Genomic DNA, 21,308 nt, shown 5'->3' on the forward strand with positions numbered 1-21,308 from the left:
CTCGGACCGTGGGGAGCCGGTGGAAAGGCCATGTCGCGCGCCATCCGCTCTGGGGATCCGTCGAGTTGACGCTCGCCTGGCATGTGGTGCTGGTGTTGTTCGCCAAGGTGATCCTGCCTCCGCTGGCGCCGTCCTGGTTTCCCGACCTCGGCGCCACCGTGGTCAACGCGGTCTGCTTCGTGGCCGTCTGGTGCGTGCTGTGGCGGTGGGGGTGGCTGCGGGCGGCGGGGGTGGGGACGCTCGGGAGGGGGCGGCGCTGGTGGCTGGGCGTGCCCATGCTTCTCGTCGCGTGTTCGTACGCGGTCGCGGGCATCGAGGGCAGCGCGAGCGTGATCGTCGGCTCGCTGGTGTCGTTGCTGTGGGTGGGCATCAACGAGGAGACCTACAGCCGGGGCCTGGTGCAGCAGGTGCTCGGCCCGCTCGGGGCGATGCGCGCGGCGGTCGGCGTCGGCGTGCTGTTCGGCGTCGGCCACTTCCAGAACTACCTGTTCTTCGGCGCCTCGTTGGACGACACGCTGTGGCAGATGCTCTCCGCTGGGTTCTTCGGCTTCGCCTGCGCCGCGCTGCGCTACGCGATCGGCTCCGTCTGGCCCCTGGTTCTCGTCCATATGCTGGACGACTTCTTCCAGATCCGTTCGCCGGGTGCGGCTCCGGACTGGTGGGAGGCGGTCGTGTACGTCTTCTACGTGGCGTACGGGGTGTGGCTGGTGCGGCGCTACGGCACGCGCCCCGAGCGGGCCGGGGCGCCCGGCTGACGCCGCGGCACCGGGCTACGCGGCGGCGCGCACCTCCTGGGCGGCGTCGCCGTGGAGCGCCACCCGGACCAGGGCCGCGGCGAGCCGGGGGAGGTCCTTGCCGGGCACCAGCTTCTCCAGGGACGCGGCGCTCTTCGGCAGGCCGACGCGCTCGGCGCCCTGCTGCGCCTTCCGGTCGATGTACGGGGCGAACTCCGGCCACACGCCCTGCGCCTCCCGCAGGAAGATGTCGACCCCGGCCGGTCCGATGCCGGTGATCTCCCGCAGCAGTTTCCGCGGGTCCCCGGCGTCGCGCAGCCGCCGCAGGTCTCCCTGGTACTCGCGCAGCAGCAGCTCGGCCGCCTCGCCGAGCTGGGTCGCGGTCCGCTCGTCGTAACGGCGGTAGCCGCCCTCGCCCAGCGCGTCGACCCGCTGCTGCCAGGTGGCGTCGGCCATCCTCCGCGGATCGCGCATCCCGGCGTCGAAGAGGGCGCGCGCGGAGGCCACCGCGATGTCCGCCTTGATCCGGGCGGAGAGCAGATGGGCCAGTACCAGCAGCTGGTAGAGGGGGCCGGGGGTGTTCCGCAGGGTGATTCCGGCCTCGGCCGCGTACGTCGTGCCCTGCCGGTCCAGCAGACTGCGCACCACGCTCGTGTGCCTGTCCTGCTCGCTCATCGTCAAGACCACCTCCTCGGGGCGCGACTCAGTCCGGGTCGCTGTGCATGATCTTCCAGATGCGGGTGGCCACCTGGAGGTTGAGCCTGCTGTCCACGTCCGTCAGATCGCTGCCGCTGATCTCGCGGATCCGCTGGAGCCGGTAGCGCAGCGTGGAGCGGTGGATGACCAGGGCGGCGGCCGTCTCGCTGTAGTTGCCGCCGCGGTCGAAGTACGCGGTCAGCGTCTGGACCAGGGTCGTCCGGTGCAGCGCGTCGTAGTCCAGCAGCGGGCCCAGCCACTCCCGTACGAACTGCTCCACCTCCCGCTGATCCTTTCCGGTACGCAGAATGCGGTACAGGCCCAGGTCGTCGAAGAAGGTGATGCCGTACGCGCTGTGCGAGCCCTGCCGGACCTCCAGCGCGCGCAGCGCCTCCTGATACGAACGGGGTACCTCATGCGGGGCGTCGCAGCAGCCGCCGACCCCGACCGCCCCGGCCGGTGAGCCCAGCTCCCGGCTGAGTGCCGTGTGCAGCGCGTGCTCGGCCGGACGGCCCCGCGCCACCAGCACCGCCGTACCGGAACGGCGCGTCGGCAGCACCCGCAGCCCCAGCCCCGAGGCCGCCCGGCCGACCGCGCGCACGAACCCGTCGTCCGCCGGTCCGTCCGCCCAGCGCACGGCGACCACATGGTGCGGGCCGTGCAGATCGTGGCCGACCGCCTCGGCGCGGGCGTAGGCGCTGGTGTCGTCCGCGCCCATGAGCAGGTCGTCCACCAGCTCGCGCCGCAGCCGCAGCTCCAGTTCGGCCAGCTCCCGCAGATGCGCCAGCTCCAGGGCGAGCGCGGCCGCGGCGTGGTCCAGGGCGCGTACGGCCCGCTCGTCGGCCCGGCCCTCGGGGTCCACCAGGCACAGCGCACCCAGCGGCTCGCCCCGCGGCGCGGCGACTGCGACCAGCCGGTCCCGCACCCGGGCCGGGCGGGCCCGGCGGGCGGCGTCGCGCAGCAGCTCCTCGCGCTGCGCCGGATCGGGCTTGGGGTACGGATCGGGGCGCCCGGGCCCCGCCCAGGCCCGCAGATTGCCGAACCGGTCCTCGACGGCGGCGGGCAGACCGGTGACCCGGTGCAGCGCCCGGGCGATCCCCGCCTCCCCGTCGCCGCGGGCGGCGGCCCGGGCGAGGGCGTCGTGCACCTCGTGCAGATGGCCCAGGTCGGTCAGGGAGCGGTCCAGCCGCCGCCGGATCGCCTCCCGCTCGCCCCGGGCCCGGCGCAGCTCGGCGGCCTGGGCGCGCTCACGGCGGTGGGCGGCGGCGATGGACAGCGCCGCGGAGGTCTGGTGCACCAGGAGGGACAGCAGGAACCGCTCGTCCTCGCCCGGCCGGTCCCGGGAGCTGACCACCAGCGCGCCGCGCAATCCGTCGGGCGTACGCAGCCCATCCGCTGCCCGCAGCCCGTCCGGCTCGCACAATCCATCCCGCGTCCCCTGCCCGTCCGGCTCCCGCAGGGCGAACGCCCACCCCCAGCCCCGCCGGGGGAAGCGCACCGGCCCGTCCCGGCCCGCCAGCTCCCGTACCCGCGCGTCCAGGGCCGCGGTCGCCCGGAAGCCGTCGTCCGGGCAGCGCACCAAGCCGTCGCCGAGCAGCAGATAGCCCGCTTCGGCGCGGCCCGGGCCGACGGTACTGACCTGGGCCATCGCCCGGCGCAGTATCTCCGTCTCGTCCCGGCTGTCGAACATGGTCAGACAGCGCAGCATCAGCTCATCGGCGACACCTGTTGGGGCCATGCGGTCACTCCGGGCGTCCTCGGCGCTCTGCCTCCTCGGCCTCACTCCGTGCCGGAGTACCCGAATAAGGGCGAATCACCGCAAGAGGGCGAATTCAGGGTCGTCATTTCGACCTCGGGGAGGCAGGCGCACCCCCGTCCCGCCTTGTCACCCTGACGGCGTGGGCCTCCGTCCCGCCAATGGTCCGGCCAATGGTCCCCGCCGATGGCCCGGCCCATGACCCGGCAACGAGGAGGGTGAACGCCATGGCCGCCGAGCCCGACCCCCATCTGTCCATGGTGCGCCCGGTCGCCCCGCACACCCCGCAGGGGTGTGAGGAGTGCCTGCGCCTGGGATCGCCCTGGGTGCATCTGCGGCTCTGCCTGACCTGCGGACACGTCGGCTGCTGCGACTCCTCGCCGCTCAAGCACGCCCGCGCCCATGCGGCCGTGGCGAGCCATCCCATGGTCGAGCCCTTCGAGGCGGGCGAGGAATGGCGGTGGTGCTACATCCACGAGGCCCTGGTCTGACCTGCCGACAACCATCACCACGGAGGTGAAGGACGATGAGCATGCCCGTCCGACGACAACGGGGCGCAGGCCCCCTCGAACGCCCCCGGGGCTGGAGCCGCAACCCCCTGGCGGAATTCGACGAACTGCTCAGCCAGATGGGCGGACTCCTCGAATCCACCGTCGGCGCCGCCGCACCCGCCCTCTCCGCGTGGGCACCCGCCGCCGACGTCAGCGAGGCCGACGACGCCTACCGGGTCGAAGTCGACCTTCCCGGCGTCCGGCGTGACGACGTGGACGTGGAGGTGAGCGGCCAGGAGCTGACCGTCTCCGGCGAGATCGGGGAACGCGAGCGCGAGGGCGTGCTGCGCCGCAGCACCCGCCGCACCGGGCGGTTCGAGTACCGGATGCTGCTGCCCGCCGAGGTCGACACCGCGGCCGTCAAGGCCGGGATGGCCGACGGTGTGCTCACCATCACCGTCCCGAAGGCGGAGGCCGTGAAACCCCGTCATATCGCGATCACCGAGAGCGGGGAGACCGCGGGCGGGCAGCAGGCCGAAGCCGGGAGAACGCGAGTGACGGATGAGGCCACCGAGGGCACCGAGGCCCAAGGGGCCGATGAGACCCGTACATCCGGCTGGGGGTTCCGCAGTCGCGACCGCTGAACCCCACCCGGAACCCCAACCCGAAGCCCCTTGAACCCACCTCGTCACGGCGGCGCCCCATCCGGGCGCCGCCGTGGCGATGCCCGGCTTCTCCCGGCTTCTCCCGGCTCCGCGGCCACATCCGGATGGTCAATGTCCATTTTTCCTTTCCTCAGCCAACGGTTGATCAGTAATCTCGCCTCAGCAGCGGGTTGCCCTGCCGCTCTTCGTCGTGCTCCACTGCCCCGAGGACGCGGACGACCCCGAGGGCGGCCCCGGAAGCCGGAAGAGGGCGAAGGAAGTGCGGGACTTGAAGGCCACCTGGCGGCCGGCGGGCATCTACACCACAGGCGCGGACATCGACGCCACAGGCGAGGACGGACCAGCCCCAGGTGGCGTCCCCCCGGCGAGGACCGCGATATGACCTCGACGCCGGGTGGGCCGAGACCTCGCGACGGTGCCGGGGACGACGAGGCGGACGACGACGGGCTGCGGCGGTTCGCGGCCATCTGGAGCCGGGCCGTCCACCCGATGGCGGCCACCGCCATGTCCCTCGACCAGTTCGCGGGCTATCTGCTGCCGCTCGCCCGCCGGCTGAGCGAGGCCCTGCACACCGACCCCTTCGACACCGCCGACGCCTACGAGGTGGGCGCCGCGCTGGTGGACGCCCAGTGCGACGAGCCCGAGGCGCTGCCCGCGATCCTGGGCATCATCGACGCGTACCTGGTGCTCTACTCCCCGCCGCACCCGTCGATGAGCGACGAGGACGTACGGGCCCGCTGCGCCCGCCTTCAGCACGCACTCGCCGCCGGTTTCGTCCGGGAGCTGCGCGAACGTGAGCGCGACGAGCGGAAGGCCGTCTCCCGCGCCGCGCTGACCGCGCGCCTGGAGGCCGAGAAGGCGCTGCACGCGAGCGAGGCCAAGTTCCAGGCCGTGTTCGAGGGCGCGGTGATCGGCGTGGGGATCGCCGGACTCGACGGCGAAGTCCTCGTCGTCAACGACGCGATGGCCAGGATGTTCGGCGGCGCCTCCTTCTTCCGCCCCGGCCGCAACGTCACCGAGTTCGTCCACCCCGACGACGCCCCGGGCGTCCACGAGCTGTACCGCGAGCTGGTCACGGGCGAGCGCGACCACTTCCGCATCGAGAAGCCGCACTACCGCGACGACGGCAGCGTGCTGTGGACCAATCTCACCGTCACCCTGCTCCGTGACTCCGGCGGTGCGCCCCAGTATCAGCTCGCGCTCGCCGAGGACATCACCGAGCACCGGCTGCTGCGCGAGCGGCTGCGCTACGAGGCCACCCATGATGAGCTGACCGGGCTGCCCAACCGCACGCTGTTCCTGGAACGCCTCGACCAGGTGCTCGCCGCCGCGGCCGACGCCCAGCGCTTCGGCGTGTGCTACCTGGACCTCGACGGCTTCAAGGCCGTCAACGACAGCCTTGGGCACGTGGCGGGGGACCGGATGCTGCGGGCCGTCGCCGAGCGGCTGCAGGGGTGCGTGACCTCCCCGCACGAGCTGATCGCCCGGGTCGGCGGCGACGAGTTCCTGGCGCTGGTCACCGGGCCCGCCGCGCAGGCGGACGGCACCGCGATGGCCCGCCGGATGCTCGCCGCGCTCGTCGACCCCGTCCAGGTCGAGGGCCGTGAGCTGCGGGTACGGGCCAGCATCGGCGTCGTCGACGGGCGGGCCGGGGAGATCTGCCGGGCCGAGGTGCTGCGCAGCGCCGACATCACCATGTACCGGGCCAAGGCCGCGGGCGGCAACCGCTACGAACTCGCCGACGCCGACGAGAGCGCCCGGGTGATCGCCCGTCACAGCCTCAGCAACGGGCTGCCGTCCGCCCTGGAGAACGGCGAGTTCTTCATCGAGTACCAGCCGCTGGTACGGCTCACCGACGGCACCGTACGCGGCGCGGAGGCGCTGGTGCGCTGGCTCCACCCGGTGCACGGGGTGCTCGGCCCCGACCAGTTCATCCCGCTCGCCGAGGACACCGGCCTCATCGTGCCGCTCGGCCGCTGGGTGCTGGAGCAGGCCGCCCGGCAGGCCCGCGACTGGCAGGACGGCGCTGAGGGCGAGGCCGAGCGGCTGCGGGTCAACGTCAATCTGTCGCCCTGCCAGCTGAGCCATCCCACGCTGGTGTCCGACACCGTGGCGGTCCTGGAGAACGCCGGGCTGTGCCCGAGCGCCCTGTGCCTGGAGGTCACCGAGAACGACCTCATCGGCGCCGACGAGGACGCCCTGCGGCCGCTGCGGCAACTCGCCGACCTGGGCGTGGACATCGCCCTGGACGACTTCGGCACCGGCTACTCCAACCTCTCCTACCTGCGCCGTCTCCCCGTCAGCACCCTCAAGCTGGACCGCTCCTTCACCCGCGGTATGCAGCGCGCCCCCGCCGACCCCGTCGACGTCAAGATCGTTGAGGGCATCGTCTCGCTGGCCCACACGCTCGACCTGGCGGTCACGGTGGAGGGCGTCGAGACGGCGGTGCAGGCCGAGCATCTGCGGATGCTGGGCTGCGACACCGCCCAGGGCTGGTACTACGCCCGCCCCGGCCCCCCGGAGCGGCTGCACACCCTGGCACTGGCCGACGCCAGCTGACCGCCGTACGGGCGGGCCGGTCGCCCGGCCCGCCCGCGTGTCCTCCTACGGCCTACGGCGCGCCCTGCTCCGGCGCGTCCAGCAGCCGGGAGCGGATCAGGAAGCGGACGCCCTCCGGCGCCTCCAGCGAGAAGCCGCTGCCGCGTCCCGGCACCACGTCCACCGTCAGATGCGTATGCCGCCACCGCTCGAACTGCGACGCGGACATCCAGAAGCCCACCGGCTCCTCGACCCCGGCCACTTCCAGCTCGCCGAGCAGCACATCGGACGCGCCCGTACGGAACTCGCCCAGCGGGAAGCACATGGGCGCGCTGCCGTCGCAGCAGCCGCCCGACTGATGGAACATCAGCGGCCCGTGCTCGGCCCGCAGCCGCCGGATCAGGTCGGCGGCGGACTCGGTCAGGGCGATGCGTGAGATCTCCGTCATCACTTCTCCGTCGTCACGGTCACGTCGTCACGGCCACGTTGTCATGGCTACCGGCCGGTCTAGAAGAAGCCCAGCTTCTTGGGGGAGTAGCTGACCAGCAGGTTCTTCGTCTGCTGGTAGTGGTCCAGCATCATCTTGTGGGTCTCGCGGCCGATCCCCGACTGCTTGTACCCGCCGAAGGCGGCGTGCGCCGGGTAGGCGTGGTAGCAGTTCGTCCACACCCGGCCCGCCTGGATCGCCCGTCCGGCCCGGTACGCGGCCGTGCCGTTCCGGGTCCAGACGCCCGCGCCCAGCCCGTACAGCGTGTCGTTGGCGATCTCGATCGCGTCCGAGAAGTCCGCGAACCGGGCCACGGCCACCACCGGCCCGAAGATCTCCTCCTGGAAGACGCGCATGTGGTTGCCGCCCTCGAAGATGGTGGGGCGCACGTAGTAGCCGCCCTCCAGCTCGCCGCCCAGCTCGGCGCGGGTGCCGCCGGTGAGGACGCGGGCGCCCTCCTGCTTGCCGATGTCCAGGTAGGAGAGGATCTTCTCCAGCTGGTCGTTGGACGCCTGAGCGCCCATCATGGTGTCGGTGTCCAGCGGATGGCCCTGGGTGATCTTCTCCGTACGGGCCACGGCCGCGTCCATGAAGTCCTGGTAGTGGCCGTCCTGGATCAGCGCACGCGACGGACACGTGCACACCTCGCCCTGGTTGAGGGCGAACATCGTGAAGCCCTCGAGGGCCTTGTCGAGGAAGTCGTCGTCGGCGGCCGAGACGTCGTCGAAGAAGATGTTCGGGCTCTTGCCGCCGAGTTCGAGGGTGACCGGGATCAGGTTCTCGCTCGCGTACTGCATGATCAGCCGGCCGGTGGTGGTCTCGCCGGTGAAGGCGACCTTGGCGATGCGCGGGTTGGAGGCCAGCGGCTTTCCGGCCTCCACCCCGAAGCCGTTGATGATGTTGACGACGCCCGGGGGCAGCAGGTCGGCCACCCGGTTCATCCAGACGTGGAGCGAGGCGGGCGTCTGTTCGGCGGGCTTGATGACCACCGCGTTGCCCGCGGCCAGCGCCGGGGCGAGCTTCCAGGTGGCCATCAGGATCGGGAAGTTCCACGGGATGATCTGGGCGACCACGCCCAGCGGCTCGTGGAAGTGGTAGGCGACCGTGTCGTCGTCGATCTCGGAGAGGCTGCCCTCCTGGGCCCGGATCACCCCCGCGAAGTAGCGGAAGTGGTCGATGGCCAGCGGGATGTCGGCGGCCAGGGTCTCCCGTACCGGCTTGCCGTTCTCCCAGCTCTCCGCGACCGCCAGCTCTTCGAGATGCTGCTCCATGCGGTCGGCGATCTTCAGCAGCACCGCGGCGCGCTCGGCGGGCGCGGTACGGCCCCAGGCGGGCGCGGCCGCGTGCGCGGCGTCCAGGGCCCGCTCGACGTCCTCGGCGGTGCCCCGGGCGATCTCGGTGAACGGCTGCCCGTTGACCGGGGTGGGGTTCTCGAAGTAGCGGCCCTTGGCGGGCGGTACGTACTCGCCGCCGATCCAGTGGTCGTAGCGCGGCTGGTAGGTGACAACCGATCCCTCGGAGCCGGGGTTTGCGTAACGCGTCATGGGGGCGGCCTTCCCTGTCGTACCTGCGGGCTCCGCCCGCCGACGGGACGGGCGGAGATGAGGGGAGGCTAGACGCGGCAACGTTGCGCCGACGTTGCGTCCCTGTGACCGGCTTCACGGTGACCGGTGTCCCGGGCGCCGCCGTCCATGCCGCCGCCCGCCAGGCCGTACACCTCGCGCAGCCGCCGCACCCGCGCCGCCGGGGCCGTCCGGCCGGGGGAGTGCGGCGGATGGGCGGCCAGCAGCGCTTCCGCCACCTCGAGGTCGTCCTCGCCCCACGGTGTCTGCGCCCAGCGCCGCAGCAGCTCCGGGTCGCCGCGGGACAGCACGGCCCGCCGCAGCCCGTCCTCCAGCGTCCGCCGCATCCGGCACACCCCGGGCGCCTCCGACATCGGCAGCAGCGGGCCCGGATACGCCCGCAGCGCCGTGGACACCTCTCCGGCCGCCAGGTCCTCGGCCGCCGCGCTCACATCGGTCCGCACCGGCGCGCACAGCCGGTACGGGCGCGAGCCCAGCAGCGGGCCTACCAGCCGCCGCAGCCGGGACAGCTCGGCGCGCAGCGTCACCGGCGAGCGGTGGTCGGCCCGCGGCCCGTACAGCTCCAGCGCCAGGCGGTCGCCGCTCAGGCCCTCCGGATGGCCCGCGAGCAGCACCATGATCTCGCTGTGCCGCCGCCCGAGCCGCAGCCGGTGCCCCTCGGTGACCAGCAGCGCCTCGTCGCGGCCCAGCGCCGTCAGTGCGACGCGCGGCCCGCGCGCCGGGGGCGCCAGGGCTGCGAGCTGCGCCTCGGCGGCGCGGGCGGTCGCCTGGACCAGGGCGAGGCTGTGCGGGGCGGCCAGATGGTCGCCGCCGGTGAGGTCCACCGCGCCCAGCAGCCGCCCGGAGTGCGGGTCGTGGAGGGGCGCCGCGGCGCAGGTCCACGGCTGCACGCTGCGGTTGAAGTGCTCCGTGGCGAAAATCTGCACCGCGTGGTCGACGGTGAGCGCGGTACCGGGGGCGTTGGTCCCGGCGTGGCGCTCGTCCCAGCGCGCCCCGGCCACGAAGTTCATCCGCTCGGCCCGGTGCCGTACGCCGCTGTGCCCCTCCACCCACAGCATGCGGCCGAGGTGGTCGCAGACCGCGAGGAGATGGGCGCCGTCGTGCGCGATGCTTCCCAGCAGCTCGCGGAAGAGCGGCATCACCCCGGCCAGCGGATGGTCCGCGCGGTACGCCTCCAGCGCGTCGTCGGTCAGATCGATCGGTGCCACGCACTCCTGCGTCACCCGGGCGTCGGCCGAGCGGCGCCAGGAGTCCGCCACCACCGGGCGGACGGTCGGGCCCACGGCTCCCTCCGTCAGGAACGCCTCGTGCGCGCGGCGCACCGCGCGGGTGCGCTCCGCCGGATCGGTGCCGGATGCCATCGCCAGCCAGGGATTGACCACGGGGCCTCGCTCAACGGTACGAAAGGGTCGGGTGGGACGGAGGGTCAGGTGGGCGGGGAGGTGAGGACGGTGCAGCTGCTGAGCGCGGGGGCGGGCGCGTAGCCGGGCGGTGAGGCGTAGCCGCAGGAGTGGCAGATCTTCCACCCGTCCTGGTTGACGGCGAGTTGGCCGCCACAGCTCGGGCACTGCTCGGAACTCATGATCGATCCTTTGGTTCATGCGCAACGGGCCGGTCAGGGCCACCCCAGCGCTCAGATTTCCTTGTGAGGCGGATGCCCCGCAATAGTCAGAACAAGCCGCGTTGCGATACGGCTGCGGTGCCGGATCGGTTCAGCGGAGCGCGGGTTTTCGGCGCATGCGTGAGGCATGTGCGAGAGGCGCTTGCGCGCGTGGCTACTGGCGGGTACGAAGGAGCCGGGAGCACATGGCTCCCGGCTCCGTCAGCTGATCGTTTACGTCGGTTGATACCTCAGCTGATCGCCTTGATCAGCTCTCCGCCGGTGGTATCGCCGCTCAGCTCCCAGAAGAAGGTGCCGCCGAGGCCCTGCTGCTGCTTGTAGGTCATCTTCCCGGCGATGGTGGCGGGGGTGTCGTAGCTCCACCACTCGTTGCCGCACTTCGCGTAGGCCGTTCCGGCGACCGTGCCGGTGGCCGGGCACTTGCTCTTGAGCACCTTGTAGTCCTCGATGCCCGCCTCGTACGTACCCGGCGCGGCGCCGGTCGCGGTGCCGCCGGGGGCGGCCTGGCTGACGCCGGTCCAGCCGCGTCCGTAGAAGCCGACGCCCAGCAGCAGCTTCGAGGCCGGGACGCCGAGCCCCTTGAGCTTCTGGATCGCGGCGTCGGTGTAGAAGCCCTGCTGGGGCAGGCCGCTGTAGGAGGTGAGGGGCGAGTGCGGGGCGGTCGGGCCCTGGGCCGCCCAGGCGCCGAAGAAGTCGTACGTCATCGGGTTGTACCAGTCCACGTAACTCGCGGCGCCCGCGTAGTCGGCGGCGTCGATCTTGCCGCCGGACGAGGCGTCGGCCGTGATCGCGGCGGTGACCAGGTTGTTCTGGCCGAACTTGGCGCGCATCGCGGACATCACGTTCTTGAACGCGGCCCGGCCGCTGGTGTCGCAGGTGTTGCCGCAGGCGTTGGGGTACTCCCAGTCGATGTCGATGCCGTCGAAGACGTCCGCCCAGCGCGGGTCCTCGACCAGGTTGTAGCAGGACTCGGCGAAGGCCGCGGGGTTCTTGGCCGCCTCGCCGAACCCGGACGACCAGGTCCAGCCGCCGAAGGACCACAGGACCTTGAGGTTCGGGTGGAGCTTCTTGAGCTTGCGCAGCTGGTTGAAGTTGCCGCGCAGGGCGCCCGCGTCCCAGGTGTCGGCCTTGCCGTCGACGCTGCCCGCCGCGTCGTACGCCTTGTCGTAGTCGGCGTAGGCGTCACCTATCGCGCATTTGCCGCCGGTGACGTTGCCGAAGGCATAGTTGATGTGGGTGAGCTTGGCGGCGGAGCCGGAGGTCTCCACGTTCTTGACGTGGTAGTTCCGCTGGTAGATGCCCCATTCGGTGAAGTAGCCGACGACCTTGTTGCCGGCCGCCTCCGGAGCCTTGGCGGTGGTGGGGGATGCCGCAGCCGGGGCGGCGCCGGGGCTGGCCGTCGCCGCGCCCGCCAGCAGGGTGGCGGTCAGTACCGCCGTCGAGAGGGCCGCGAGAGCGGCACGCAGTCCGCGTGGTCTGAGCATGGGTTCTCCTCGGTGGGGGGTGAGGGGAGATGAAGTGCCCGACGACCTGTCCCGATATTGACATGCACGCGCAGGGCAGGGTGGGAGAACGGTAGAAGGACTAGACCAGTGGGGTCAATGGTCTGGGCCAATCCCATCCGGGCAACACCCGGACGGGCGAACTTTGTTGAAGATCGATACACCGGTGACGAGGGCCCCCGGATCGGGCATACTCCAACCGCCACGGTGCAGGTCATCACCCGTTCGCAATCCGGCGGGACGACCGGCGATGAGGCAGGACACGGGCGGCGCCGCCCCACCGGGCGCGCATGCCGCCGCCGCGCCTACAGGGAGAGGAGAGCGCCGCCATGACCGACCACGGCCCGCAGCCGGTGGAACGCGAACTGCCCACTGAGGAAGCCCGCGACCTGATTTCGCTCGTCCGCGAGCTGACCGAGCGGGAGATCCGCCCCCGCGCCGCCGAGGAGGAGGCCGCGGGGCATTTCCCCCGCGAACTGTTCGCCCTGCTGTCCGAATCGGGGCTGCTGGGGCTGGTCTACCCCGAGGAGTTCGGCGGCGGGGGGCAGCCGTACGGGGTCTACCTCCAGGTCCTGGAGGAGCTGGCCGCGGCCCGGCTCACCGTCGGCCTCGGCGTCAGCGTCCACACCCTGGCCTGTCACGGCCTCGCCGGGTACGGCAGCAAGGAGCAGCTGGCCGAGCACCTGCCGGCGATGCTCGGCGGCGGGCTGCTCGGGGCGTACTGCCTCTCCGAGCCCTCCTCCGGGTCCGATGCCGCCGCCCTCACCACCCGGGCCACCCGGGAGGGCGACAGCTGGACGCTGGAGGGCGGCAAGGCGTGGATCACCCACGGCGGCATCGCCGACTTCTACACCGTCCTCGCCCGCACCGGCCCCGAGCGCACCCGGGGCATCAGCGCGTTCCTGGTGCCCGGCGACGCGCCCGGGCTGTCCGCCGCCGCCCCCGAGCGCAAGATGGGCATGAACGGGTCGCCCACCGCGCAGATCCACCTCGACCGGGTCCGGGTCCCCGACGGCCGCCGGATCGGCGAGGAGGGCCAGGGCTTCGCCATCGCCCTGTCCGCCCTCGACGCGGGCCGGCTGGGCATCGCGGCCTGCGCGATCGGCCTCGCGCAGGCGGCGCTGGACGAGGCGCTCGCGTACACCGCGCAGCGCAAGCAGTTCGGCCATCCGATAGCCGACTTCCAGGGGCTGCGCTTCATGCTGGCCGACATGGCCACCCAGATCGAGGCCGGGCGCGCCCTCTACCTGGCCGCCGCCCGGCTGCGGGACACGGGGCGGCCGTTCTCCAAGCAGGCGGCCATGGCGAAGCTGTTCTGCACCGACACCGCGATGCGCGTCACCACCGACGCGGTCCAGCTGTTCGGCGGCTACGGCTACACGGCGGACTTCCCGGTCGAGCGCTATATGCGCGAGGCCAAGGTCCTGCAGATCGTGGAGGGCACCAACCAGATCCAGCGCGTGGTCATCGCACGCAGCGTCGCGGGTCCGGAGAGCCGGTAGAGACCGGCGGAAGCCGGTAGGTGAGCGGTCGGGGGGCGCGGCACTGCCGGGCCCCCTCCGTTTGCGTGGGTGCTACGCGTGGGACGCGGCGTGGCGCACCGTCATCGGCGTGCTGATCGGGCGCGAGCCCGGGCCGCCGATGTGCGAGAACGGCTGCTTCCGCCAGTCGAGGCCCTCCGGCAGCGTCAGCAGCAGCGCCGCGTCCTGCTCGTGGGCGTCGAGCGAGGCGTCGGCGGCGACGGCGTCCGCCACCCCGCGCCCCGTACCGGCGCACACCGTCAGTCCGAACGGGTTCCACGGAGACGGGCACAGCGCGTGCTCCGGGAGAACGTCCTCGTCCGCGAGCAGGGCGATGGGCTGCGCGCAGTCCGGGCAGGTGACCCGGAACATTTCGTACGTCTCGTAGGTTTCGACGTCGCCTTCGTCGAGGCGCTCAACGTAGGGCATGAGATTTCCCCCTCGGGTGGGCTGGCCAGGCGCGTCGGCCTCGACCACAGCAAGCATTTCCCTTGCCGCCGCATAGGTAATCGCCGCATCCCATAGGACACCCATGAGGAGATGTGGTGTTCGTCACATGCCCCGTGCAGATGCGGTGCGTACGGAGCCGATCCGCGGGGTGCGCCCGCTGTGCTGAGACGCCTCCGACCACATAAGGTGATCGGCTGTGGAGGAGTTGGACAGACAAATCGTGGAGCTGCTCGTCAAGGACGGGCGGATGAGCTACACGGACCTGGGCAAGGCCACCGGCCTGTCCACATCGGCCGTGCATCAGCGAGTCCGCCGTCTCGAACAGCGGGGTGTGATCCGCGGTTACGCGGCGGTCGTGGACCCGGAGGCCGTGGGGTTGCCCCTGACCGCCTTCATCTCGGTCAAACCCTTCGACCCCAGCGCGCCCGACGACATCTCCGAGCGGCTCGCCGAGGTGCCCGAGATCGAGGCGTGCCACAGCGTCGCGGGCGACGAGAACTACATCCTCAAGGTGCGGGTCGCCACCCCGCTGGAGCTGGAGCATCTGCTCAGCCGGATCCGTTCGCTGGCCGGTGTCTCCACCCGCACCACCGTCGTCCTGTCCACTCCGTACGAGTCGCGCCCGCCGCGCGTCTGACCGACCCCGTACGGGCCCGGCCGGACAGGTAGCTCCCCGGCGCCCGGAACGTCCGAAAACCGACCCCGCGAGGCAGCCCGCCGTGAACGACCCGACCCCCGCCCAGGCCGATGAAGGCCGTACCGTCCTGCTGCGCGGAGGCGAGGTGCACAGCCCCGCCGACCCGTTCGCGACCGCGATGATCGTCGAGGGCGACACCATCGCCTGGGTCGGCTCCGAGGGCGCCGCGGACGGCTTCGCGGACGGCGTGGACGAGGTGGTGCGGCTGGACGGGGCGCTGGTCACCCCCGCGTTCACCGATGCGCATGTGCACACGACCGCCACCGGACTCGCCCTGACCGGCCTCGATCTGACGGGCGCGCCCACCCTCGCCGACGCGCTGGAGCGGGTCCGTGTGTACGCCGCCGACCACCCCGCCGAGCAGATGCTTCTCGGCCATGGCTGGGACGCCAGCGGCTGGCCCGGGGGCCGCCCGCCCTCCCGCGCCGAACTGGACGAGGCCACCGGCGGCCGGCCCTGCTACCTCAGCCGGTCCGACGTGCACTCCGCGGTGGTCACCACCGCGCTGCTCGACCGCGTCCCGGACATCACCGCACGCACCGGCTACCGCCCCGACGCGCCGCTGACCGCCGACGCCCACCACGCCGTACGCGCCGCCGCGTACGCGAGCGTGACGGCGCGGCAGCGCGAGGACGCCCAGCGCGCCGCCCTCGCCCACGCCGCCTCGGTGGGCATCGGGTCGGTCCACGAATGCGCGGGCCCCGGCATCTCCGGCGAGGACGACCTCACCGGGCTGCTGCGGCTCGCCGCCGAGGAGCCAGGACCCCGGGTCCACGGCTACTGGGCCGAGGCCGTGACCGGCGCCGCCGATCTGGCGAAGGTGCGCGCGCTGGGCGCCGCGGGCGCCGCCGGAGACCTCTTCGTGGACGGCTCCCTCGGCTCCCACACCGCCTGCCTCCACGAGCCCTACGCCGACGCGCCGCACACCGGCACCGCCTATCTGGACGCGGCCGCCGTCGCCGCCCATGTCGCCGTCTGCACCGAGGGCGGCGTCCAGGCCGGGTTCCACGCGATCGGCGACGCTGCCGTGTCCGCCGTCGTCGAGGGCGTACGGGCCGCCGCCGACAAGGTGGGCCTGGCCCGGGTCCGCGCCGCCCGGCACCGCGTCGAACACGCCGAGATGCTCACCCCCGAGGCCATCGCCGCCTTCGCCGACCTCGGCCTCACCGCCTCCGTCCAGCCCGCCTTCGACGCCGCCTGGGGCGGCGAGGAGGGCATGTACGCGGCGCGCCTCGGCCCCGAGCGGGCCCGCACCCTCAACCCGTACGCGGCGCTGCTGCGCGCCGGAGTGCCCCTCGCGCTCGGCTCCGACAGCCCCGTCACCCCGCTGGACCCGTGGGGCACCGTGCGCGCCGCCGCCTTCCACCGCACCCCCGAGCACCGCGTCTCCGCCCGCGCCGCCTTCACCGCCCACACCCGCGGCGGCTGGCGGGCCATCGGACGGGACGACGCGGGCGTCCTGGTGCCCGGCGCGCCCGCCGACTACGCGGTGTGGCGCACCGGGGAACTCGTCGTCCAGGTCCCCGACACGCGGGTGGCGGGCTGGTCGACCGATCCGCGCTCCGGCACGCCCGGGCTGCCCGACCTCACCCCCGGTCGCCAACTGCCCGTGTGCGTGCGCACGGTGGTGGGCGGACGCACCGTGCACAGCCGTCCGGACGAGTGACGCGACCGCGCCGCGTACCGCCGAACGATGTGCCACCGGCCTGTCGCGGCAGCTGAACATTGTCCGTACTGACCTGGTCATTTGAGGAAACCACGCAGGTCATGCGACTGTTGACAGGGTCCGGTCGGTGGCCGGTAGGTTCGGCCCCGTCCACCACTGGACACCCGACCGGGGAATCTTCACGCAGTCGTCGAACGCCGCTGGGCCAGAGGGAGACGCGCCGCCCAGGCCGTCACCACTGGGAGCCAGGTCCAGCGCACGGGGGCGAGGAAGGGTCGCCGGGTCGGCAGGTGCGACCCGGGAGGGGCCCGGACGCTCAGTAGACAACGGCTCTCGGTCGACCCGCAGCCAGCGGGTCCCAGGCCGGCCCGAAGGGCGTCGGGCCCCCATCCGCACGCACACGGCGGACCGCCCCCCGCGAGGGGGCGGCATCCGCCGAAATCCGGAACCGATCCGGACAGGTCCGCACAGGGAACCCCGGTCTTCTTCCCTGCGTTCCGCACCTCGGGGACACAGCCGCGCGCCCGCGTTATACGGTCACCTCATCACAGCTTGATTTGCAGGAAGGCCGCACCGTGCCCTCGGGTTCCGACACCACCGCCGAAGCCGCCTCGTCCGGCCCGGCCGAAGAACGACCGGACGGGCCGCGGACGCCTGCCGCCGCACCCCGTACGGACGACCCGGGCGACGCAGCTGCGGAGGCGTCCACGCCCCCTGGGGACCGCCCCGGCCGGTGGCGCCGCCTGGGCGCCCTCGCCCGCCGCGAGGCGGGGCGCAGCGCGCTCGCGGCCGTCGCCGGGCTCGCGCTCGGGTTCGCCTTCCCGCCGTTCGGGGTCTGGCCGCTGTCCCTGCTGGCCGTGGCGGCCCTGAGCCTGCTCACCTACGGCCGCACCGCCCGCCAGGGCGCCTGGACGGGGTTCGCGTTCGGGCTGCCGTTCTTCGTGCTGCTGCTGAAGTGGCTGAGCGTGATCGGCTGGGACGCGGTCATCGGCCTGTCCGTCATCGAATCGCTCTTCCTGGTGCTGATGGGCGCCGGGTTCGCGCTGGTCTCCCGGCTGCCGGTGCCGTCCCTGTGGCCGCTGTGGACGGCCTGTCTGTGGGTCGCCGAGGAGCTGGCCCGGGACCGGGTGCCGTTCGGCGGCTTCCCCTGGGGGCGGCTGGCCTTCGCCAACACCGGGTCGCCGTTCACCCTGCTCGCCGCGCTCGGCGGCGCCCCGCTGGTCACCTTCGGCGTCGCGCTGACCGGCGGACTGCTGGCCTCCGCCGCGCTCGCCCTGTGGCGGCTGCGGGCGGCCGGGCGGCTCTCGGCGCGGGGCGCGCTGCCCGCCGCCGGCGCCGTCATCGTCGCGGCCGCCGTGACCGCGGCCGGATACGCGGTGCCGATCCCGACACGCGCGGACGACAGCGTGGACGTCGCCGTCGTGCAGGGCAATGTGCAGCAGGCGGGCATGGACTTCCTGGGCCGCCCCATGAAGATCCTCAACAACCATGTGAACGCCACGCTCGACCTGGCCAAGGACGTCAAGGCCGGCCGGATCAAGAAGCCCGACCTCGTCATATGGCCGGAGAACTCCTCGGACCTGGACCCCTTCCAGTACCGGGAGGCCTACGCCCGGATCGACGAGGCGGTGCGGGCCATCGGCGTACCGGTGCTGGTCGGCGCCCTGGTCGACCACCCCTCCAAGCCGGGGTACGTGTTCAACGAGGGCATCGTCTGGGACCCCAAGGACGGCCCCGGCGCGCAGTACACCAAGCAGCACCCGGTGCCGTTCGGCGAGTACGTGCCGTTCCGCAAGGAACTGAGCAAGGTCATCACCCGGCTGCAGCGCATCCCCCGCGACTTCTACCCCGGCGACCACACCGGGCTGCTGCAGGTCGGCCCGGCCCGGCTGGGCGATGTGATCTGCTTCGAGGTCGCGTACGACGAGATCGTGCGCGACACGGTCAACGCGGGCGCCCGCGCGATCGTCGTCCAGACCAACAACGCCACCTACGGCGAGAGCGGCCAGCCCGAACAGCAGCTGGTCATGTCCCGGCTGCGGGCCATCGAGCACGGCCGACCGGTGATCACCGCGGCCACCAGCGGGATCAGCGCGGTCGTCGCGCCGGATGGCACGATCGAGCAGCGGACGAAAGAATTCACGCAAGATGTGCTCACCGCGCGCATCCCGTTGCGTGACGGCACGACCCTCGCCGACCGCGTCGGTGCGACCCCGGAGTGGGTGCTCGCTATGGTGGGCGTTCTGTCCTGCGCGGCCGCGATCATGATCGGCCGTCGGGGACGTACGGACAAGAAGGGGCAGTAGCCGTGAGCGACGCACGCGAGGCCGACCAGCCGCGCCGGAGCGAGGCCGAGGAGCCGGCCACCGAGGCCGACCAGCCGCGCACCGAGGCCGAGGGGCCCGGCACCGAAGACGGGGGTCCGGAGCCGCGCCGCACCGGCCAGGACGACGGCGGACGGCGGAAGTACGGTCCGCTCGGCACCGTCCTGGTGATCATTCCGACCTATAACGAGGCGGAGAACATCGCGCCGATCGTCGCCCGGGTCCGGGAGTCCGTGCCGGACGCCCACATCCTCGTCGCCGACGACAACAGCCCGGACGGCACCGGCAAGGTCGCCGACGAGCTGGCGGTGGAGGACGACCACGTCAAGGTCCTGCACCGCAAGGGCAAGGAGGGCCTGGGCGCCGCCTATCTGGCGGGCTTCCGCTGGGGCATCGAGCACGGCTACGGCGTCCTGGTGGAGATGGACGCGGACGGCTCGCACCAGCCCGAGGAACTGCCCCGGCTGCTCACCGCGCTCAAGGGCGCGGACCTGGTGATCGGCTCGCGCTGGGTGCCGGGTGGACGCATCGTCAACTGGCCCAAGTCCCGCGAGTTCATCTCCCGGGGCGGCAGCACGTACTCCCGGCTCATGCTCGACGTGCCGATCCGCGACATGACGGCGGGTTACCGGGCCTTCCGCAAGGAGACGCTGGAAGGGCTCGGCATGGAGGCCGTCGCCTCCCAGGGCTACTGCTTCCAGATCGACCTGGCCTGGCGCGCCGTCAAGGCGGGCTTCCACGTCATCGAGGTCCCCGTCACGTTCATCGAGCGCGAGCGCGGGGAGAGCAAGATGAGCCGGGACATCGTCACCGAGGCGGCCTGGCGCGTCATGTCCTGGGGCGTGGGCTCCCGGGTGAACAAGCTGCTGGGGCGCAAGGAGCCGTAGGCCCTCCTCCTGGGGCCGTGCGCGCTCGGAGTAGTCCCACGGGCGTCCCTTAGCCACCTGCCGGACACTGAAGGCGGAAGGAGGCGGAACATGCCCAAGACGACCATGAAGAGCAGCAAGAGCGCACAGCGCAGGACGATGGCCCCCAAGGGTGCGAAGTCCGGCAGCATGGAGGCGCGCACCAAGGAGGACCTGTACCGCCAGGCCCAGAAGGCCGGCATCGAGGGCAGGTCGCAGATGTCGAAGAGTCAGCTGATCTCCGCTCTGCGCCGTAACCGCTGACGCCGAGACATCCACATCCCAGACGCCGACACGATCCGCTAGCGGATCCCGGGGCGGACGCCGTGCGTCCGCCCTGCGGCCTTCCCGGCGAGGCCGGATCCACGACCCGGGGTCCGTGCGCCGCTCGGGCCCGGGCACACTGGGAGACATGACGACCGGCGCATCCCAGCAGAGCGACCCGACCCGCCCGAAGGGTTCACGTGCCCGCACCTTCGTACCGCTGGGCATCGCCGCCTGGCTGGTGCTGGAGATCTGGCTGCTCACCCTGGTCGCGGGGGCGGCCGGGGGGCTCACCGTCTTCCTGCTGCTGATCGCGGGCGCGGTCGGCGGCGCGGCCGTCGTCAAGCGGGCGGGGCGCCGGGCCTGGCAGAACCTGGCCCGGACCATGCAGCCGGGCGCCGAGCCCGCCGAGCAGCCCGGGCGCACCGGCAACTCGTTCACCATGCTCGGCGGGCTGCTGCTGATGATCCCGGGGCTGCTCTCGGACGTGGCCGCGCTGCTGTGCCTGTTCCCGCCGACGGCGGCGCTGCTGCGGCGGCGCGCCGAGGCGGCGCTGTCGCGCCGGATGGGCTACATGCCGGGCGCCCTGGGCGACCCGTTCCGCCAGGGCGGACAGGGCGGATACGGCGGCCGGGCCGGGCGGCCGGGGCCGGGCGAGGGCTCGCGGGACGGCGAGGTCATCCAGGGCGAGGTGGTCCGGGACGACGAGGGCCGGGGCGACGAGGGCCGGAACGAGATCGTCCGGGACGACAAGGACTGAGCGGGCACACCGCGTACAAGGGCCGGGGCCACTGCTCAGCAGTGGCCCCGGCCCTTGTACATCAGTTGTGCGTCAGTGCTGCCGTGCGGATCAGGCAGACTTGCGGCTCGTGTCGCGCGGATGCACGGCGATGTTCATGGCGCCCGAGCGCAGGATCGCCAGCCGTTCGGCCAGCACCTCCTCCAGCTCTTCACGGGTGCGCCGCTCCATGAGCATGTCCCAGTGCGTTCGCGCGGGCTTGCCCTTCTTCTCCTCAGGACCCTCGCCGTCCACCAGGAGTGCCATGGCGCCGCACGCCTTGCACTCCCACTCCGGCGGGATCTCCGCCTCTACCGAGAACGGCATCTCGAATCGATGTCCGTTCTGGCATGCGTACTCCACCGCCTGGCGCGGGGCCAGATCGATGCCGCGGTCGGTCTCGTAGCTGGTCACCACGAGTCGCGTGCCGCGAAGAGCTCGCTCACTCATGAATCGTGCCTCCCGGGCTTCTCGCCCACAGGACAGGTGTCGCTGTCGTCGTCATCCGGTCAACGTCCGGTCGGCGGTGAAGATTCCCGTTCTGGGACATGCGTCGCCCGTCGTGCCGCCCCGTTGTTGTACCCACAGGCGCCCGGTTTGTCACATCTGGCAGCAGATGTCACCCAGCGTT

At 72.4% G+C, this 21,308-nt stretch carries 20 protein-coding genes; 11 read left to right on the top strand and 9 right to left on the bottom strand.

What is annotated here, in order from left to right; genetic code table 11:
* The first annotated feature begins 8 nt into the window (after positions 1 to 8).
* Complete coding sequence (locus ACZ59A_RS36295; RefSeq protein ID WP_470967789.1) at positions 9 to 755, top strand: CPBP family glutamic-type intramembrane protease; 747 nt, start codon at positions 9 to 11, stop codon at positions 753 to 755.
* A 15-nt stretch (positions 756 to 770) separates the two neighbouring features.
* On the opposite strand, the gene ACZ59A_RS36300 is transcribed toward ACZ59A_RS36295, so the two are convergent.
* Positions 771 to 1,409 carry an HhH-GDP family DNA glycosylase gene (locus tag ACZ59A_RS36300; RefSeq protein WP_470967791.1) on the bottom strand — a complete coding sequence of 213 codons (639 nt, stop codon included), beginning with the start codon at positions 1,407 to 1,409 and terminating at the stop codon, positions 771 to 773.
* A gap of 28 nt (positions 1,410 to 1,437) precedes the next feature.
* Positions 1,438 to 3,168 (bottom strand): PucR family transcriptional regulator, encoded by a 1,731-nt coding sequence (locus ACZ59A_RS36305; RefSeq protein ID WP_470967793.1) that lies wholly within the window; start codon positions 3,166 to 3,168, stop codon positions 1,438 to 1,440.
* Between the two features lie 245 nt (positions 3,169 to 3,413).
* Here ACZ59A_RS36305 and ACZ59A_RS36310 point away from each other — a divergent pair, with 245 nt between their 5' ends.
* The 3 genes from ACZ59A_RS36310 to ACZ59A_RS36320 all read left to right on the top strand — a co-directional run bounded on the left by ACZ59A_RS36310 (position 3,414) and on the right by ACZ59A_RS36320 (position 6,901).
* Complete coding sequence (locus ACZ59A_RS36310) at positions 3,414 to 3,677, top strand: UBP-type zinc finger domain-containing protein (protein WP_470967796.1); 264 nt, start codon at positions 3,414 to 3,416, stop codon at positions 3,675 to 3,677.
* A 35-nt stretch (positions 3,678 to 3,712) separates the two neighbouring features.
* Complete coding sequence (locus ACZ59A_RS36315) at positions 3,713 to 4,321, top strand: Hsp20/alpha crystallin family protein (protein WP_470967798.1); 609 nt, start codon at positions 3,713 to 3,715, stop codon at positions 4,319 to 4,321.
* 399 nt (positions 4,322 to 4,720) lie between these two features.
* On the top strand, positions 4,721 to 6,901 hold the full coding sequence (locus tag ACZ59A_RS36320) for a putative bifunctional diguanylate cyclase/phosphodiesterase (RefSeq protein WP_470967801.1): 2,181 nt from the start codon (positions 4,721 to 4,723) through the stop codon (positions 6,899 to 6,901).
* A 52-nt stretch (positions 6,902 to 6,953) separates the two neighbouring features.
* Here the strand turns inward: ACZ59A_RS36320 and ACZ59A_RS36325 are convergent, their stop codons facing one another.
* From ACZ59A_RS36325 to ACZ59A_RS36345, 5 genes are all read right to left on the bottom strand, one after another.
* Positions 6,954 to 7,328, bottom strand: a complete 375-nt coding sequence (locus tag ACZ59A_RS36325; RefSeq protein ID WP_470967803.1) for a DUF779 domain-containing protein — start codon at positions 7,326 to 7,328, stop codon at positions 6,954 to 6,956.
* A 59-nt stretch (positions 7,329 to 7,387) separates the two neighbouring features.
* Positions 7,388 to 8,911, bottom strand: coding sequence for an aldehyde dehydrogenase (adh, locus tag ACZ59A_RS36330; protein ID WP_470967806.1), 1,524 nt, complete (start codon positions 8,909 to 8,911; stop codon positions 7,388 to 7,390).
* 68 nt (positions 8,912 to 8,979) lie between these two features.
* Positions 8,980 to 10,332: a GAF domain-containing protein gene (locus ACZ59A_RS36335; RefSeq protein ID WP_470967808.1), complete on the bottom strand. Its 1,353-nt coding sequence runs from the start codon at positions 10,330 to 10,332 to the stop codon at positions 8,980 to 8,982.
* 44 nt (positions 10,333 to 10,376) lie between these two features.
* The gene (locus ACZ59A_RS36340) at positions 10,377 to 10,532 is read right to left on the bottom strand and encodes a hypothetical protein (RefSeq protein WP_470967811.1); all 156 of its coding nucleotides are present in this window, start codon (positions 10,530 to 10,532) and stop codon (positions 10,377 to 10,379) included.
* A gap of 269 nt (positions 10,533 to 10,801) precedes the next feature.
* Complete coding sequence (locus tag ACZ59A_RS36345) at positions 10,802 to 12,055, bottom strand: glycoside hydrolase family 18 protein (RefSeq protein ID WP_470967813.1); 1,254 nt, start codon at positions 12,053 to 12,055, stop codon at positions 10,802 to 10,804.
* Positions 12,056 to 12,402: 347 nt separating this feature from the next.
* On the opposite strand from ACZ59A_RS36345, the gene ACZ59A_RS36350 reads away from it, so the two are divergent.
* Entirely contained in the window at positions 12,403 to 13,575 is a 1,173-nt protein-coding gene (locus ACZ59A_RS36350; RefSeq protein ID WP_470967816.1) for an acyl-CoA dehydrogenase family protein, read from the top strand.
* Positions 13,576 to 13,647: 72 nt separating this feature from the next.
* Here the strand turns inward: ACZ59A_RS36350 and ACZ59A_RS36355 are convergent, their stop codons facing one another.
* Positions 13,648 to 14,079: a hypothetical protein gene (locus ACZ59A_RS36355; RefSeq protein ID WP_470967818.1), complete on the bottom strand. Its 432-nt coding sequence runs from the start codon at positions 14,077 to 14,079 to the stop codon at positions 13,648 to 13,650.
* Between the two features lie 160 nt (positions 14,080 to 14,239).
* Between ACZ59A_RS36355 and ACZ59A_RS36360 the strand changes: the two genes are divergently transcribed.
* The 6 genes from ACZ59A_RS36360 to fxsA all read left to right on the top strand — a co-directional run bounded on the left by ACZ59A_RS36360 (position 14,240) and on the right by fxsA (position 20,659).
* A complete protein-coding gene (locus ACZ59A_RS36360) occupies positions 14,240 to 14,680 on the top strand; it encodes an Lrp/AsnC family transcriptional regulator (protein WP_216341691.1) in 441 nt (146 codons plus the stop codon).
* Positions 14,681 to 14,762: 82 nt separating this feature from the next.
* A complete protein-coding gene (locus tag ACZ59A_RS36365) occupies positions 14,763 to 16,406 on the top strand; it encodes an amidohydrolase (protein WP_470967820.1) in 1,644 nt (547 codons plus the stop codon).
* A 575-nt stretch (positions 16,407 to 16,981) separates the two neighbouring features.
* Positions 16,982 to 18,712: an apolipoprotein N-acyltransferase gene (gene lnt, locus ACZ59A_RS36370; RefSeq protein WP_470967823.1), complete on the top strand. Its 1,731-nt coding sequence runs from the start codon at positions 16,982 to 16,984 to the stop codon at positions 18,710 to 18,712.
* Positions 18,713 to 18,894: 182 nt separating this feature from the next.
* A complete protein-coding gene (locus ACZ59A_RS36375) occupies positions 18,895 to 19,617 on the top strand; it encodes a polyprenol monophosphomannose synthase (protein WP_050800284.1) in 723 nt (240 codons plus the stop codon).
* Positions 19,618 to 19,707: 90 nt separating this feature from the next.
* Positions 19,708 to 19,899: a Rho termination factor N-terminal domain-containing protein gene (locus tag ACZ59A_RS36380; RefSeq protein WP_468046698.1), complete on the top strand. Its 192-nt coding sequence runs from the start codon at positions 19,708 to 19,710 to the stop codon at positions 19,897 to 19,899.
* Between the two features lie 148 nt (positions 19,900 to 20,047).
* On the top strand, positions 20,048 to 20,659 hold the full coding sequence (gene fxsA / locus ACZ59A_RS36385; RefSeq protein ID WP_470967827.1) for an FxsA family membrane protein: 612 nt from the start codon (positions 20,048 to 20,050) through the stop codon (positions 20,657 to 20,659).
* A 90-nt stretch (positions 20,660 to 20,749) separates the two neighbouring features.
* Here fxsA and ACZ59A_RS36390 read toward each other — a convergent pair whose 3' ends face one another.
* A complete protein-coding gene (locus ACZ59A_RS36390; protein ID WP_009713547.1) occupies positions 20,750 to 21,127 on the bottom strand; it encodes an RNA polymerase-binding protein RbpA in 378 nt (125 codons plus the stop codon).
* Positions 21,128 to 21,308: the final 181 nt, after the last annotated feature.

The organism is Streptomyces sp. NPDC040405, assembly GCF_055595765.1.